This is a genomic window from Nocardia sp. NPDC057353 (assembly GCF_042667085.1).
Classification (GTDB): domain Bacteria; phylum Actinomycetota; class Actinomycetes; order Mycobacteriales; family Mycobacteriaceae; genus Nocardia.
Genome location: NZ_JBHVAK010000005.1, coordinates 156,487 through 172,435, shown reverse-complemented (window position 1 = coordinate 172,435; position 15,949 = coordinate 156,487). Strand labels below are relative to the sequence as shown.

General features: G+C 72.9%; 8 protein-coding genes and 1 tRNA gene. 4 read left to right on the top strand and 5 right to left on the bottom strand.

Annotation, left to right across the window (positions count from 1 at the left end):
• Positions 1–82: 82 nt before the first annotated feature.
• A complete protein-coding gene (locus ACFUUZ_RS04310) occupies positions 83–340 on the top strand; it encodes a hypothetical protein (RefSeq protein WP_378692413.1) in 258 nt (85 codons plus the stop codon).
• 282 nt (positions 341–622) lie between these two features.
• On the opposite strand, the gene ACFUUZ_RS04305 is transcribed toward ACFUUZ_RS04310, so the two are convergent.
• The 3 genes from ACFUUZ_RS04305 to ACFUUZ_RS04295 all read right to left on the bottom strand — a co-directional run bounded on the left by ACFUUZ_RS04305 (position 623) and on the right by ACFUUZ_RS04295 (position 3,415).
• Positions 623–695, bottom strand: a tRNA-Arg gene (locus tag ACFUUZ_RS04305).
• A gap of 81 nt (positions 696–776) precedes the next feature.
• Positions 777–1,880, bottom strand: coding sequence for a hypothetical protein (locus tag ACFUUZ_RS04300; protein WP_378692411.1), 1,104 nt, complete (start codon positions 1,878–1,880; stop codon positions 777–779).
• 71 nt (positions 1,881–1,951) lie between these two features.
• Positions 1,952–3,415, bottom strand: coding sequence for a flavin-containing monooxygenase (locus ACFUUZ_RS04295; RefSeq protein WP_378692409.1), 1,464 nt, complete (start codon positions 3,413–3,415; stop codon positions 1,952–1,954).
• A gap of 483 nt (positions 3,416–3,898) precedes the next feature.
• Between ACFUUZ_RS04295 and ACFUUZ_RS04290 the strand changes: the two genes are divergently transcribed.
• A complete protein-coding gene (locus tag ACFUUZ_RS04290; RefSeq protein WP_378692407.1) occupies positions 3,899–5,536 on the top strand; it encodes a long-chain fatty acid--CoA ligase in 1,638 nt (545 codons plus the stop codon).
• A 4-nt stretch (positions 5,537–5,540) separates the two neighbouring features.
• On the opposite strand, the gene ACFUUZ_RS04285 is transcribed toward ACFUUZ_RS04290, so the two are convergent.
• On the bottom strand, positions 5,541–6,110 hold the full coding sequence (locus ACFUUZ_RS04285) for a hypothetical protein (RefSeq protein WP_378692405.1): 570 nt from the start codon (positions 6,108–6,110) through the stop codon (positions 5,541–5,543).
• Between the two features lie 18 nt (positions 6,111–6,128).
• A complete protein-coding gene (locus ACFUUZ_RS04280; RefSeq protein WP_378692403.1) occupies positions 6,129–7,175 on the bottom strand; it encodes an NAD(P)H-dependent flavin oxidoreductase in 1,047 nt (348 codons plus the stop codon).
• A gap of 216 nt (positions 7,176–7,391) precedes the next feature.
• Here ACFUUZ_RS04280 and ACFUUZ_RS04275 point away from each other — a divergent pair, with 216 nt between their 5' ends.
• Both ACFUUZ_RS04275 and ACFUUZ_RS04270 read left to right on the top strand, forming a co-directional pair.
• Positions 7,392–8,225, top strand: a complete 834-nt coding sequence (locus ACFUUZ_RS04275) for a M23 family metallopeptidase (RefSeq protein ID WP_378692402.1) — start codon at positions 7,392–7,394, stop codon at positions 8,223–8,225.
• 315 nt (positions 8,226–8,540) lie between these two features.
• Positions 8,541–15,923 (top strand): amino acid adenylation domain-containing protein, encoded by a 7,383-nt coding sequence (locus ACFUUZ_RS04270; protein ID WP_378692400.1) that lies wholly within the window; start codon positions 8,541–8,543, stop codon positions 15,921–15,923.
• Positions 15,924–15,949: the final 26 nt, after the last annotated feature.

The following is a 15,949-nucleotide window of genomic DNA, read 5'->3' as shown; positions in this document are numbered from 1 at the left end:
GGCAGATTGACCCCGATCGAGTACGAAGCGATCATGACCACGGCAGCCACTCAGGCCGCCTGACCGAACCCGTCACCAACTCGTGCAGCAGTCCCCCGCGACCACGCTGGGGCGTCTACTGGGCGAGACCGGCCGCCATGCCAAAGCATTCCCTGTCCTCGTCGAGGCCGCCATCGGCTGGTGGCGTACGACCGGCGTGTCCGACACCGGCGACATCGAACTGTTGAACCAACAGCGCCGCCACCTCGACCAGCACACCGTCGATGCGGTGATCGACGCACTCGACCCTGCTACCGCGACCGCACTCCGGAACCAACTCGACCAACACAACAAGACCTAGGCTGAGTTCACCACGCAACCGGGGCGGTTCAGACTTCGTCCTCGGTCCGGCCCCGAGACGCTCTTACAACCGTTGTCGGTTAGCCATCGCGACTGGTACCCGGCAGCGAGCACGAGACAGGCCAGTCCACGCCCCCTTATCGGGGAAGGGCACGTTCAGACGCCCTGACGGCCCACTGAAGGCGAGTAATGAATGCACTCTTCCTGACCTGCGGCAACGGTGGCTGGCGTATGTGTGCTCGCAATTGTGACCTGATTGGAACCGTTTCAGATGTCCCGCGTGTGCCCTCGGCAGGATTCGAACCTGCGACACCGGCTTTAGGAGAGCCGTGCTCTATCCCCTGAGCTACGAGGGCGGGGCCGGGGCCGTCGAGCGGTCCGGGTAGGCGGGAGTCTACCGGGTGGGGGCGGCGGGAGCCGCATCGCGGGGTGGGTGGTCAGTAGGGCGGGTCGAGGCCGCCGGGGTCGTAGGCGCCGCCTTCGTAGCCGCCGAGGTCTTCGTAGCCGCGGGGGCCGCGGGGGCGGTGGCCGTTGCGGGTGCCGGTGTATTCGGCGCCGTTGTTGCCGGGGGCGGGGTGGGCGGCGGTGATGCCGTAGCCGCTGGCGCGGTACTGGGGGTCGTCGTAGGGCAGGTCGCGGGGGTTCGGGGTGGGGGTGGGTGGTGAATGCCGCTCGGGATCCGGGGGTTTCGAGGTACTGCTGTGGCGTGGGGTGGATCGGTCGGTAGCTGCGGGATCTGCGTCGGCTGGCGTTGCGTCAGGAGCCGGTGCTCGGCCGGGCGGGTCGGCGGGGGCCGCCGGTGTTCGGGTGGGTTGAGGGGGAGTGACCTGCTCTGTGTGGTCGAGGCCGATTCCGGCGCCGGGGCGGGGGGATTCCGGGAGTTCGGGGGAGGAGAGGGCGGTGAAGAGGGCGTCGGAGCCGGGAGGCCAGGTGCCGGTGGCGAGGGCGGGGCGCCACCACTGTTCGGAGTACCAGCCTGCGGGGATCGGGCGGTCGGCGATGCGGCCGCCGGGGTGGTGGTGCGGAGTGGTCGGGGAAGGGGTGGGGGAGATGTCGATTCGGTGGTTCAGGAAGGTGAGGGTTCGTGCCTCGGTGATCTCGCCCGCTTCGGCTTGGGCGGGGAGGGCGGGCAGGTCGGGGCCGGGGTCCATGCGCATGGCGGTTCGGGCCGCGCGGATGTAGAAGAGCCCTTCCAGGGCTACGAGTTCGGCTTGTTCGGTGTCGGCGCGGGCGAGGAGGAAGCCGGCGACGCGGCGGCGGTCGGCGGCGGCTTCCAGTGCTTGGCGGGCGGCTTCGGTGCGCGGGGTGTGCACGTCCAGTGCCTGGTTCAGTTGAGTGAGGGTGCGGTGTGCGGGGGAGAGGGGCTCCGAGGGGGGAGCTGGGCCGCGGGGTGCGGCCGGAACGTCGGCGGGGAGGGCTGGATCGTCATCCGCCGGCACCTCCGCGACGTCCGCGGAATCACCCCGCCCGACCCCGCGCTCCCGCAGCAGGTACAACCCGACGACGGCGACGACCAGCACAGCGAGCAGCACCCACAGCATCGCGCACCTCCAGGTCGGAACCGGTGCACCTCAGATTACTGGAGAATTGCTACGGCAGTGCAGAACCGTGGTTACGAGGCTTTTGTGTATTCGCTGTAGTCGGCGGGGTCGAACTTCCTGGTGCGCCACCGGTAGAGCACGGTGGCGCCGGGCCAGTTGTTGGTGATCCGCCCGGCGGCATTCCGGTACCAGCTGGTGCAGAAGTTCCAGGGGGTGTCCTTCAGGCGCCGCTGCAGGTAGTCGTCCCAGTCCTGCTCCGCCTCGACCCGGGCGGCGACGGCGGTCCCGGGCCGCTCGGCGAGGTGACTCACCACCTGGCGGATGTACCGAGCCTGGGATTCCAGCATGTAGATGACCGAGCCCGCCCCGATATTGGTGTTCGGGCCGTACATCATGAACAGGTTGGGAAAGTGCGGCACGGAGAGGCCGAGGAACGCGCGGGCCCCCTCCTCGCCCCAGACGTCGGCGAGCTTGCGGCCGCCGACGCCGGAGATGTTCATGGGCGCGAGGAACTCGGTGCCCTTGAACCCGGTGCCGTAGATGATCACGTCGACCGCGTGCTCGACGCCGTCGATGGTGCGGATTCCCGCAGGCGTGACCTCGGTGATGGCGGCGGTCTCGACGGTGACATTCGGCCGCGCGAGCGCGGGGAAGTACTCGTTCGAGAACAGCCCGCGCTTGCAGCCCGCCGCGTAGTCGGGGGTGAGCTTGGCGAGCAGCTCGGGGTCGGTGACCTGCGTCTTCCGGTGCCGGTCGGCGAGCGCGACGACCGGGCGCTTGATGCCGGGCAGGTCGGTGAGGCCGAGGGCGAGGAACTCGAAGAAGGCCCAGATGGCGAAGCGTTCGGCGAGCCGGGTGGGGGGCAGGTACTTGAAGAGCGCGTGGTGCAGGCGGCTGTACTCGACGTCGGCCTTGGGCAGCACCCAGGCGGCGGAGCGCTGGAACAGGGTGAGGTGCGCGGCGTCGGGGGCGATCCGCGGGATGTACTGCACGGCACTGGCTCCGGTGCCGATGCAGGCGATCCGCTTGCCCGCGAGCTCGACCGAGTGGTCCCACTCGGCGGAGTGGAAGGCGGCGCCGGTGAAGGTGTCGATGCCGGGGATGTTCGGGAGCGCGGGGCGGGAGAGCTGGCCGACGGCGGGAATCAGGACGTCCGCCTCCAGCCGGTCGCCCGCGGCCGTGCGGACGGTCCAGCGGGCGGTCTGCTCGTCGTACTCGGCGTCGGTGACCTCGGTGCCGAAGCGGATGAAGCGCGCCAGGTCGTGCTTCTTCGCGACGCCGCGCATGTACTCGTGGATGTCGCGCTGCTCCGAGAAGCGGCGCGGCCAGTCGGTTCTCGGCTCGTAGGACCACGAGTAGAGCGGCGACGGCACGTCGCAGGCCGCGCCGGGGTAGGTGTTCTCCCGCCAGACGCCGCCGAGGTCGGCCGCGCGCTCCAGGATGGTGAAGTTCTCCAGTCCGGCGCGGCGCAGCTCCATGGCGAGACCGAGGCCGGCGAACCCGGCCCCGATGACGATGATCGACGGCGAAGTCATGCACCCAGCCTAGGGCGCTCCGGTGCTGGTCCGAAGAGAACGACGGACACTGAATCGAGATTTCCGGCCAGAATGGGGTCTTGCGAATTGAAGTCCCCACTTCACTGCTGCATGTGCATTTGTTCACGCACTCCGGCGCTGATCGCGCGGTAATAACCGCAGTTCAGGACGTTTCGTGCATTCTGCTCCCCGGTCCGTTCATCTCGATCAGGTCGCCCTCCGGCGAACAGCTGGTCACCGCGGCGGCCGCCGGGTTACAACGGAGCACGGCTCGACCGGCCGGACCGGCGGTCGGCGGCGTCGCAGGGGGTGTCGCCGGCACCCGGTCCGGCTCACCACCCCTTCGCAACCGAGGGCGGCCGCCCTCATTCCGGTACGTCCCATTCTCCGCCTACTCTTCGGTAGCATCGCCGGTGTGATCTGGCTCATGACCGAAAACCGCTGGTAGCGGCGGGCACGGGCCCCGAGAAGGGAGTTTTGCGGATGTTGAGCACCATGCAGGACGAGCCGTTGTCGCTGGCGACGTTGCTGCGGTACGCGTCGACCTTCCTCGGGGATTCCTCGGTCTCCACCTGGACCGGCTCCGGCGTGCGGACCATGACCTACCGCGAGCTCGGCACCGAGTCGGCCCGGCTGGCGAACGCGCTGCGCGGGCTCGGGGTCGGCGTCGGCGACCGGGTCGGCACCTTCATGTGGAACAACAACGAGCACATGGTCGCCTACATCGCGGTGCCCGCCATGGGCGCGGTGCTGCACGCGCTGAACATCCGGCTCTTCCCGGACCAGCTGGTCTACGTGGCGAACCACGCCGAGGACCGGGTCGTGATCGTGGACGGCACGCTGCTCCCGATGTTCGCCCAGTACCTGCCGAACCTGAAGACGGTGCGGCACGTCATCGTGGCGAACGGCGACGCCGCCGCGCTGGAGGCGCCCGCGGGCGTGCAGGTGCACTCCTACACCGAGTTGCTCGCGGCCCAGCCGGAGAGCTACGACTTCCCGGTCATCGACGAGCGCTCCGCCGCCGCCATGTGTTACACCTCGGGCACCACCGGCGACCCCAAGGGCGTCGTCTACTCGCACCGCTCGAACTGGCTGCACGCCATGCAGGTGCTGAGCCCGGCCAGCATGAACTTCTCCGAGCGCGACAACGTGCTCGCCATCGTCCCGCTGTTCCACGCCAATGCCTGGGGGCTGCCGTACGCGGCGCTCATGTCCGGGGCGAATGTGCTGATGCCGGACCGCTTCCTGCAGCCGGGGCCGCTGCTGGAGATGATGGCCGACCAGCGGCCGACCTTCGCCGCCGCGGTGCCGACCATCTGGGGCGGCGTGCTCGCCGGGCTGGCGGCCAAGCCGCAGGACATCAGCCACCTGCGCTCGGTCGTGGTCGGCGGCTCCGCGGTGCCGCCCGCCATGATGAAGGCCTTCGAGGAGCAGCACGGCGTGAAGATCGTGCACGCCTGGGGCATGACCGAGACCTCCCCGCTCGGCAGCGTGGCGCAGCCGCCCGCCCGGGTGGGCGAGGAGGAGGAGTGGGGCTACCGGATCAGCCAGGGCCGTTTCCCGGCATCGGTGCAGGCGCGGCTGGTCGACGACTCCGGCGCGGTGGTGGCGAACGACGGCAAGTCGCTCGGCGAGCTGGAGGTGCGCGGGCCGTGGATCACCGGCTCCTACTACGCCCCCGACGGCGGCGCGGTGGACCCGGACAAGTTCGACGACGGCTGGCTGCGCACCGGCGACGTCGGCATCATCAGCCCGAACGGCTACCTGACGCTGGTGGACCGGGCCAAGGACGTGATCAAGTCCGGCGGCGAGTGGATCTCGTCGGTGGACCTGGAGAACGCGGTCATGGCGCACCCGGCGGTCGCCGAGGCGGCGGTGATCGGGGTGCCGGACGAGAAGTGGGACGAGCGGCCGCTGGTCGCCATCGTGCTCGCCGACGGCAAGCAGGCCGAGCCGGACGAGCTGCGCGACTTCCTCGCGGACAAGTTCGCCAAGTGGCAGCTGCCGGAGCGCTGGACCTTCATCCCCGAGGTGCCGAAGACCAGCGTCGGCAAGTTCGACAAGAAGCGGCTGCGGGCGCAGTACGCCGACGGCGACCTGGTGGTCAGCACACTGACCTAGCGGGTCACCACTCCAGCATGGGCAGCGGCGACGTGGGGTTGGTGCGCAGCCGCTGCCCGGCCAGGGCGACGAGGCGCCTGTGGAAACCGGCGTCCGGGTAGCGGCGGGTGAGCGCGCGGTAGTCGCGGCGGCGCACGCCGAAGCGGCCGAGCAGGGCGAGCTCCACATCGATGGCGTCGGCCCGGCGGAAGATCTCGACCGGGTCGTCCGCCGGGCCCGCCCGCCTGAGCTTGTGGTGGTGCTCGATCATGCCGGTGACCGTCGGGATCAGCTCCGCCGCACCGGTTTCGCGCAGGTGCGTTTCGGCGAGCGCGACGGACGGCGGCAGGTAGTCGAAGGTGCCCGCGGACCAGATGCCGAGGTCGTGGAAGACGGCGGCGACCCGGAACTCGGTGCGCCCGCTCGGGGGCGGGACGTTCGGCGGTGCCACCAGGTCGCACAGCGTCAGGACCCGCAGCACGTGGTGGGTGTAGGCGGTCTGATCCGCCCCCATCGCCGTGGCCCACGGTGCGAGCCGCGCCGCGATGTCGGCGGCGAGCTCGTCGCCGGGCGAGGTGCTGTCGGTGCCGCTCATGCGCGGAGCCTACGCGCGTCAGCGCGCGCGAAATCCGCGGGAGAGGGCGCGCTTGAGGGCGTCCTTCGCCTCGGCGGCCAGCTTGCGGGTGAGTTCACCCGCGGGGAGTTCGGGGGCGAGCGTATGTGCCTGACCGGCCCAGAGGTTCACCGCGTCCGGATTTCCGGCAGCCCGGGCGGCGGCCCGGAGGCCGGCGGTGGCGTAGTGGATCTCCGGGTAGGCGACCGGCGCCGACGCCCCGAACTCGGCCATGAAGGCATTGCGGATCCCGCGTGCCCTGCGGCCGGTGAAGGCGCGGGTGAGGGCGGTCGGCGCGGCCCCGCCGATCGCGGCGCGGTGCACCGCGTTGGTCCCCGCCTCCGGCGAGCGCAGGTAGGCGGTGCCCACCTGCGCGGCGACCGCGCCCGCGGCGAGTGCGCCCGCGATGCCCGCGCCGGTGGTGAGCCCGCCGGTGGCGACCAACGGCAGCTCGACCGCGGCGCCGACCACCTGCAGCAGCGCGAGCAGGCCGAGCGGGTCGGTCGCATCGTCGGCGACGTCGTCCCGGAAGACGGCGCGATGCCCGCCCGCCTCGGCGCCCTGCACGACGAGCACATCGGCCCCGGCCGCGGCGGCGAGCTCGGCTTCGAAGGCCGAGGTGACCGTTACCCAGATCTCGGTGCCGACGCCGTGCAACCGCTCGATCTCGGCCGCCTCGGGGCACCCGAAGGTCACCGTGACCACCGGGACGGGCTCCCGGACGAGCAGCTCGAGCTTGGCGGACCAGCCATCGCTGTCGTGCCGCGCCGGACTCAGCTCGAACCGGGCGCCGAGCGCCGCCAGGTACTCGGCGTACGCCGCGGGTGCACTGGCGGGCCCCGGCGCGAAGAGGTTCACCCCGAACGGCCCCGAGGTCAGCTCCCTGACCGCGGCGATCCGCTCCGCGGCCTGCTCGGCGCCGAGATAACCGGCGGCCAGCAACCCGAGCCCGCCCGCATCGGTGACGGCCGCGGTGAGCTCGGGGGTGGAGGGGCCGCCCGCCATCGGGGCGAGCACGATGGGCAGGCTGATCCGGTCGATGATCACGGCCCCAGTCTCGCCCATGACCTGCTGTGATCCGGATCGCGCGGCGGATTCGGCGACCGAAGGTTGCGGAATGGTCACGACAGGGTAGAGTTCCCGTCACGACGGATGCCGAAACGTTATCCGAACAGGTTTCGCCGGGCGCCCGTTCTTCTGTCGGTTCGAACGCAAGGACGAGCTTTGTCGCAGCACCGGGTTGGCCCCGATTCGATCACCGTCATGGACCTCATCGGTGCCGCCGAGACCGGCAGGCCCACCCGGCACCGGGCCGAGATCTCGACGGTCGACCGCGTGAAGAACGCCGCGAGCGTCGCGGTCGCCGCGGGCGCCCTGATCGGCACCGCGGGCCAGATCGCCCCCGCGCTCGCGCACGCCGCCCCGCTGCTCCCCACGCACGACGACAACACCGCGTCCGAGCCGATCGCGTTCAAGAGCATCGCCGAGGCGCCGCTCGCCGAGCAGCTCGCCGCCGCGGTGCGGCCGGTGGCGCAGCCCGCCCCCGCGCCGGAGCCGGTGGCGCAGGCCGCCCCGGTGGCGCAGCCGGTGGCCGCGCCGTTCGGCATCCAGAACCTGCCGCCCGAGCTGGCCGCCCCGCTGGCCCAGGTCGAGGACATGATGCGCGGCGTGACCCAGCAGGTCGCCCCCGCGCAGGCCGTCCGCCCGGTGGCGGGCGCGGTCAGCTCCGGCTTCGGCACCCGCTGGGGCGCCTTCCACTACGGCGTCGACTTCGCCGACGCGATCGGCGCCCCGATCCACTCGGTCAGCGGCGGCACCGTGATCGAGGCGGGCCCCGCCTCCGGCTTCGGGCTCTGGGTCCGGGTGCTGCAGGACGACGGCACCACCGCCGTCTACGGCCACGTCAACGAGATGCTGGTGCACGAGGGGCAGCGGGTGAACGCGGGCGACGTGATCGCCACCGTCGGCAACCGCGGCCAGTCCACCGGCCCGCACCTGCACCTGGAGATCTGGGATCAGGGCGGCAACAAGACCGACCCCATCGCCTACCTGGCCGCCAAGGGCGTGCCGCTGCACTGGGGTCCGTCCGCGCACTGAGCGCCGCACCCGGCGTGTGACACGGCACGCCGGGCTCCCGCGCGCCCGCGGCAGGCGGCGCAGCCGCGCCATGTCGCCGGGTGGTGCGCACGGGCCGCACCATTGTGACCTCGGTCATGCCGGGGCAACGGCCGGACTCACGCCCCCGATAACCATCGGTCCGCCGCGAGCAGCACCCGAGCCGGATCGGCGCACCATGCCTTGCTTATATGATTGCCAAGCTGTGCCCACCGGGACGAGCCACTTATTCCTGGGGCTTTCCGGCGGACCCGTCGAAGTGTGGCAAGGCTCGAAGCGAGAGGTGAGATCAGTCGAATGGATGGTGTCCGTCGTTCTGCTCGGGGCAACCGCCGACGGCGTCCGGGGAGCCCGCTGTTCGGACAGCTGCTCACCGCCGCGGTCGAATCCGCCGCCGGGTCGGTGGCCATCCGCTACAACCCCACCGGCGACCCCGCCGACCAGCGCGAGCTGACCTACCACGAGCTGGACCAGGCCTCCTCCCGGTTGGCGCGCGAGCTGATCGACCGCGGCATCGGCCCCGGCGACGTGGTCGCCGTCGGCATCGCGCGCAGCGCCGACTCGGTGCTCGCGGTGTGGTCGATCGCCAAGACCGGGGCGGCCTACGTCCCGGTCGACCCGAACTACCCGGCCGAGCGGATCGGGCACATCGTCGCCGACTCCGGCGCGGTGCTCGGGCTCACCACCGCCGCGCACCGCGGCGCGCTCGGCGACGGCGTCGAGTGGCTGGTGCTGGACGAGCCGGAGCAGGCGGCGCGGATCGCGGCGCGGCCGGAGCACCCCGTCTCCTACACCGACCGGGTGCGCAGGCTGGACGAGCGGCACCCGGCCTACGTCATCTACACGTCGGGCTCCACCGGCAGGCCCAAGGGCGTCGTGGTCACGCACGCCGGGCTGAACGGCCTGGTCGCGGCCGAGCGCGAGCACTACGGGGTCACCGGCGAATCGCGGGTGCTGCACGTCTGCTCGCCGAACTTCGACGTCTCGGTATTGGAGCTGCTGCTCGCCTTCTCCGCGGGCGCGACCCTGGTGATCGCGCCGCCCGCGGTCTTCGGCGGCTTCGAGCTGGCCGACCTGCTGCGCCGCGAGCGGGTCACGCACATGCTGATCACCCCGGGTGCGCTGGAATCGGTGGACCCCGAGGGCCTGGACGACCTGCGCACCGTCGTGGTCGCGGGCGACAAGTTCGGCCCGGAGCTGGTCGGCCGCTGGGCCACGGACGAGCGCGAGTTCTACAACGGCTACGGCCCCACCGAGGCCACCATCCTGGCGACCAGCACCCCGCCCATGGACCCGGCGCAGCCGGTGACCATCGGCGCCTCCATTCCGGGCGTCGGCGCCTTCGTGCTGGACAACCGGCTGCGGCCGGTGCCTGCCGGCGTGGTCGGCGAGCTGTACCTGACCGGGCCCGCGCTGGCCCAGGGCTACCTGAACCGGCCGGGGCTCACCGCGGAGCGCTTCGTGGCCAGCCCGTTCGGCGCCGACTCCGGCAACCCGGGGCTGCGGCTCTACCGCACCGGCGACCTGGTGCGCCGCACCGAGACCGACGGCCCCGACGGCGGGATCATCGAGTACCTGGGCCGCTCCGACTTCCAGGTCAAGGTGCGCGGTTTCCGGATCGAGCTGGGCGAGATCGACAACGCGCTCACCGCGCACCCGGACATCGACTTCGCCGCCACCATCGGCCGCACGCTGCCCTCCGGCGCGACGGCGCTGGTCTCCTACGTGCTGCCGCGCGCGGGCACCGAGGTGGACGTCCCCGCGCTGGACGCGCACCTGGCGGAGACGCTGCCCGGCTACATGATCCCGGCCGCCATCATGGCGCTGGATGCCATCCCGCTCACCCCGGTCGGCAAGCTGGACCGGGCCGCGCTGCCGGAGCCGGTCTTCGCGGCGCGCGAGTTCCGCGCGCCGTCCACCCCGGTCGAGGAGATCGTGGCCGAGGTCTTCGAGGCGCTGCTGATGCCGGGCGCGCCGGACGAGGGCCGGGTCGGCGCGGACGACGACTTCTTCGAGCTCGGCGGCAACTCGCTGCTCGCCGCGCAGGCGGCGGCCAGGATCGGCACCGCGCTCGGCGCGCGGGTGCCGGTGCAGCTGCTCTTCGAGGCGACGACGGTGGCGGCGCTGGCCGAGCGGGTCGAGCACCACACCGGCTCCGCGGTCGGTGCGGAGCTGACCGCGGGCGCGCGCCCGGACCGGGTGCCGCTCTCCTACGCGCAGCAGCGCATGTGGTTCCTGAACCGCTTCGATCCGGAGTCGGCGGTGAACAACATCCCGGTGGCGGTGCGGCTCACCGGCGCGCTGGATGTCGCGGCGCTGCGCACCGCGGTCACCGACCTGGTGACCAGGCACGAGGTGCTGCGCACGGTCTACCCGGAGGTGGACGGCGAGGGGTACCAGCTGGTGCTGCCGGTGCACGACCCGCGCGCCGTCCCGCTCTTCGAGCCGGAGCCCGCGGCCGAGTCCGCGGTGCCCGGGTTGGTCGTCGCCACCGTGACCGGCGGCTTCGACGTCACCGAGGCGCCGCCGCTGCGGCTGCGGCTGCTGCAGCTCAGCGAGACCGAGCACGTGCTGATCTGCGTGGTGCACCACATCGCGGGCGACGGCTTCTCCATGGGCCCGCTGACCCGCGACCTGATGACCGCCTACGTGCGCCGCCGGGACGGCGACGAACCGGACTGGGCGCCGCTGGCCGTGCAGTACGCCGACTTCGCGCTCTGGCAGCGCGCAGTGCTCGGCACCGAGGAGCAGCCGGATTCGCTGCTCGCCCAGCAGATCTCCTACTGGCGGGAAACGCTGGCCGGGCTCCCGGAGCAGCTGGAGCTGCCCGCCGACCGCCCGCGCCCGCCCGCCGCCTCGAACCGCGGCGCCGTGCTCCGCTTCGAGATCGACGCGCACACGCACGCCGGGCTCACCGCGCTGGCGCACCGCGGCAACGCCACGCTCTTCATGGTGGTGCACGCCGCGCTCGCCGTGCTGCTCGGCAGGCTCTCCGGCACCGCCGACGTCGCCGTCGGCACGCCGACCGCGGGCCGCGGCGAGGCCGCGCTGGACGACGTGATCGGCATGTTCGTCAATACCCTCGTGCTGCGCACCGAGATCGACCCGGCGGCGCCCTTCACCGAGCTGCTCGGCGAGGTCAGGGCGAAGGACGTGGCCGCGTTCGGCCACGCCGACGTCCCGTTCGAGCGGCTGGTCGAGCTGCTCGACCCGGTGCGCTCGCCCGCGCGGCACCCGCTCTTCCAGGTCATGCTGACCTTCCAGAACCTGGCCCGCACCGAGCTGGAGCTGCCCGAGCTGACCGTCGGCGGGCTGGACCTCGCGGTGCCGCTGGCCAAGTTCGACCTGCAGTTCTCGCTCGCCGAGCACCTCGACCGACAGGGCACCGCGCACGGCATCGCGGCCGAGATCACCTACGCCACCGACCTCTTCGACGAGGAGACGATCGCGCGCGTCGCCGCGCGCTTCCAGCGGGTGCTCGCCGCCGTCGCTGCCGACCCGCAGGTGCCGGTCGGCGCCATCGAGCTGCTCGACGCCGACGAGCGGAAGGCGGTGCTCACCGGCTGGAACGACACCGCGCGCGAGCTGCCGGACGGCGAGACGCTGGTCTCGCTCTTCCAGGCGCGGGCCGCCGCCACCCCGGACGCGGTCGCGCTGGTCGGCGCGGACGGCGAGCAGCTCACCTACGCGCAGTTCGCCGCGCGGGTGCACCGGCTGGCCCGGGTGCTCACCGCCGAGGGTGTGGAGCCGGATTCGCTGGTGGCGCTGGCCATCCGGCGCTCGGTGGAGCTGGTCGTCGCCATGTACGCGGTGCTGGAGGCGGGCGCGGGGTACGTCCCGCTCGACCCGGACCAGCCCGCCGACCGGATCGACTACGTGCTGGAGACCGCCCGCCCGGCCATGGTGCTCAGCACCGCGCGCGACGGGTTCAGCACCGCCGCGGCGCCGGTCACCGTGCTGGACACGCTGGATCTCACCGACACCGCCGACACCCCGCTCACCGAGCCGGAGCGCGGCGGCCCGGTGCGCGCAGGCTCGATCGCCTACGTCATCTTCACCTCCGGCTCGACCGGGCGGCCCAAGGGCGTCGCGGTGAGCCACCGCGCCATCGTGAACCGGCTGCTCTGGATGCAGGACGAGTACGCGCTCACCGCCGACGACGCGGTGCTGCAGAAGACGCCCGCCACCTTCGACGTGTCGGTGTGGGAGTTCTTCTGGCCGCTGCAGGCGGGCGCCCGGCTGGTGGTCGCCACCCCGGACGGCCACCGCGACCCGGTGTACCTGGCGGAAACCATCGCCGCGCACGGCATCACCACCGCGCACTTCGTCCCCTCCATGCTCGCGGTCTTCGTCGCCACGCTGGACGAGGCGGCGGGGGCGTCCGGCAGGCACGGGGGGCTGCGCCGGGTCTTCGCTTCCGGCGAGGCGCTGCCCGCGGCGACCGCGGCCAGGCTGCGCGAGCTCACCGGGGCCAGGCTGCACAACCTGTACGGCCCCACCGAGGCCGCGGTCGACGTCACCTACCACGAGGTGGTCGCCGCCGACACGGTGAGCGTGCCGATCGGCCGCCCGGTCTGGAACACCACCCTGTACGTGCTCGACTCCCGGCTGCGGCCGGTGCCGCCCGGCGTCCCCGGCGAGCTGTACCTGGCGGGCAGGCAGCTGGCGCTCGGCTACCTCGGCCGCGCCGACCTGACCGCCGACCGCTTCGTGGCCGATCCCTTCGGCCCGGGCGGCGCGCGCATGTACCGCACCGGCGACCTGGTGCGCTGGAACGCGCGCGGCGAGGTGGAGTACCTGGGCCGCACCGACTTCCAGGTGAAGCTGCGCGGCCTGCGGATCGAACTCGGCGAGATCGAGGCGGCGCTGCTGGAGCAGCCCGGCGTCGACCGCGCGGTGGTCGTGCTGCGCCGGGACACCCCGGCGGGCGAGGCGCTCATCGGGTACGTGGCGGGCGCGGGCGTCGAGCCCGAGGCGGTCCGCACCGCGCTCGGCGCGCGGCTGCCCGGGTACATGGTGCCCGCGGCGCTCGTCGTGCTCGACGAGTTCCCGCTGAACGCCAGCGGCAAGCTGGACCGCAAGGCGCTGCCCGCGCCGGTCTTCGTCGGCGCCACCGGGTTCCGCGCCCCGCGCACCCCGATCGAGCAGACCGTGGCCGACGTCTTCGCGAGCCTGCTCGGCGGCGGCGAGGTCGGGCTGGACGACGACTTCTTCGCGCTCGGCGGCAACTCGCTGCTCGCCACCAGGGTGGTGGCGCGGGTGAACGAGGCGCTGCACGCCGACCTCTCGGTGCGCACCCTGTTCGAGGCGCCGACGGTGGCCGCGCTGGCCGGTCGGATCGTGCCAGGCTCGCGCACCGGTGGCCGCCCCGCGCTGGTCGCCGCCGCGCGCCCGGAGCTGATCCCGCTCTCGCCCGCGCAGCAGCGCATGTGGGTGCTGAACCGGTTCGACCCGGAGTCCGGCGTCTACAACATCCCGTTCGCGCTCCGGCTCACCGGCACGCTGGACCTCGGCGCGCTGGAGCGCTCGGTCTTCGACGTGCTGGAGCGGCACGAAGCGCTGCGCACCAGGTTCCCGGTGGCGGGCCCCGACCAGCAGCCGGTGCAGGAGATCCTCGCCCCCGCGGCGGCGCTGCCCGGCGGGCTGCCGGTGGAGCAGCCCGGCGACCTCATGGGCCGGGTGATCGAGCTGATGTCGGCCGGGTTCGACGTGACCGCGGCGCCGCCGGTGCGGATCGCACTGCTGGAGGGCGACGCCCCGGGCGAATACCTGCTGGTCGTGGTGGTGCACCACATCTCGGGCGACGGCGCGTCGCTGGCGCCGCTGGCCCGCGACCTGATGACCGCCTACCTGGCCCGGCTCGCGGGCGACGCGCCGAACTGGGCGCCGCTGCCGGTGCAGTACGCCGACTACGCGCTCTGGCAGCGCGCGGTGATCGGCACCGACGACGACGAGTCGAGCGTCGCCGCCCAGCAGCTCGGGTACTGGAAGCAGCACCTGGCCGGGCTGACCGGCGCGCTGGAGCTGCCGCAGGATCGGCCGCGCCCCGCGCTGCCCTCCATGCGCGGCGCGGCGAGCACCTTCACGCTGCCCGCCGAGGTGCACGCCGGGCTGGCCAGGATCGCCCGCGAGCACAACGCCTCGCTCTTCATGGTGGTGCACGCGGCGCTCGCGGTGCTGCTGGCCCGGCTCTCCGGCAACCGCGACATCGCCATCGGCACCCCCATCGAGGGCCGCGGCGAGCGCGCGCTGGACGACCTGGTCGGCATGTTCGTCAACACCCTGACGCTGCGCACCGCGGTGGACGCGGGCAGCACCTTCGACGCGCTGCTGGAGCAGGCGCGCGAGGTCGACCTGGCCGCCTTCGCCAACGCCGACCTGCCCTTCGAGCGGATCGTCGAGGTGCTGCTGCCCGGCCGCAGCGCCGCCTTCCACCCGCTCTTCCAGGTGGTGCTCGCCTTCCAGAACACCGAGCAGGCCACGCTCGACCTGCCGGGGCTGCAGGTGTCGGCGCTGGACGCCGGGGCCGCGCAGGCCAAGTTCGACCTGCAGCTCAGCGTCTCGCCGACGCACACCGCGGACGGCGCCCCTGGCGAGCTGGTCGCCCAGTTCACCTACGCCACCGACCTCTTCGACGAGGCCACCGTGGCCGGGTTCGGCCGCAGGCTGGCGCGGGTGTGCGCGGCGGTCGCCGCGGACTCGCAGGTCGTGGTCGGCGACATCGACATCCTGGACGAGGCCGAGCGGGACCGCGCGCTGGCCGCGCCGGAGCCGGAGCCGGTGGCCGCGAGCACCAGGGGCACCGCGCTCACCCAGGCGCTCTCGCTGGCGGTGGAGGACGACCCGGAGGGGCCCGCCGTGGTCTCCGGCGAGGACGCCGTCAGCTACCAGGAGCTCGACGCCAGGTCCTCGCAGCTGGCCAGGGTGCTGATCGGGCGCGGCTGCGGGCCGGGGGTCGGGGTCGCGGTGCGGCTGGAGCGCGGGGTGGAGCAGGCGGTCGCGCTCTGGGCGGTGCTCAAGGCGGGCGCCGCGGTGGTGCCGGTCGGGGTGGACGAGGCGGCGCTCCCGCCCGGCGCCGACATCAAGGTCGGGCTGGTGCTCGGCGCCGCGCCGGGGTCGGCGGAGAGTCTGGAGTGGATCGCGCTGGACGACCCGGCGGTGCGCGCCGAGATCGGCAGCGAGTCCGGGCGGCCGGTCACCTACGCCATCCGGACCAGGGCGCTGCGCGGCGCCGACCCGGTCTTCCTCGGGCCGGTGCCCGCCGCGGTGGCGGGCACCAACGGGGCGACCAGGTCGGTGAGTTACGACGGGCTGGCCGCGATCGTGGACCGGCTGCGCGCGCGCACCGAGCTCACCTTCGAATCGCGGACCTTCCAGCACGGGCGCCCCGAGGCGTTCGCCGCGCTGGTCGAGGTGGCGGCGGCCGGGCTGGCCGGTGCCGCGCTGGTGGTGCCGGAGCACGGCCTCGGCGCCGACCCGGCGGCCGCGCTGGCCGACGAGTGGGTGACCCACCTGCTCACCGACCGCGCCGGTTTCGACCGGATCGACAGCGCTCCGCTGGCCGACCTGCAGGCGGTCGTCCTGGACGAGGGGTCGGTCACCGATCCCGGGCACTGGGCCGAGGTGCCCGCGGTGCTCGGCATGCACGATCTCGCCGGTGGTACCGGCCCCGTCGAGTAAGTGAGTTCTCCCATGCCCCCGGTGCC

What these genes read in the sequence shown, in the direction of transcription:
- ACFUUZ_RS04300 (WP_378692411.1), bottom strand. Translation starts at nt 1,880, where the DNA reads ATGCTGTGGGTGCTGCTCGCTGTGCTGGTCGTCGCCGTCGTCGGGTTG.
- ACFUUZ_RS04295 (WP_378692409.1), bottom strand. Translation starts at nt 3,415, where the DNA reads ATGACTTCGCCGTCGATCATCGTCATCGGGGCCGGGTTCGCCGGCCTC.
- ACFUUZ_RS04290 (WP_378692407.1), top strand. Translation starts at nt 3,899, where the DNA reads ATGTTGAGCACCATGCAGGACGAGCCGTTGTCGCTGGCGACGTTGCTG.
- ACFUUZ_RS04285 (WP_378692405.1), bottom strand. Translation starts at nt 6,110, where the DNA reads ATGAGCGGCACCGACAGCACCTCGCCCGGCGACGAGCTCGCCGCCGAC.
- ACFUUZ_RS04275 (WP_378692402.1), top strand. Translation starts at nt 7,392, where the DNA reads ATGGACCTCATCGGTGCCGCCGAGACCGGCAGGCCCACCCGGCACCGG.
- ACFUUZ_RS04270 (WP_378692400.1), top strand. Translation starts at nt 8,541, where the DNA reads ATGGATGGTGTCCGTCGTTCTGCTCGGGGCAACCGCCGACGGCGTCCG.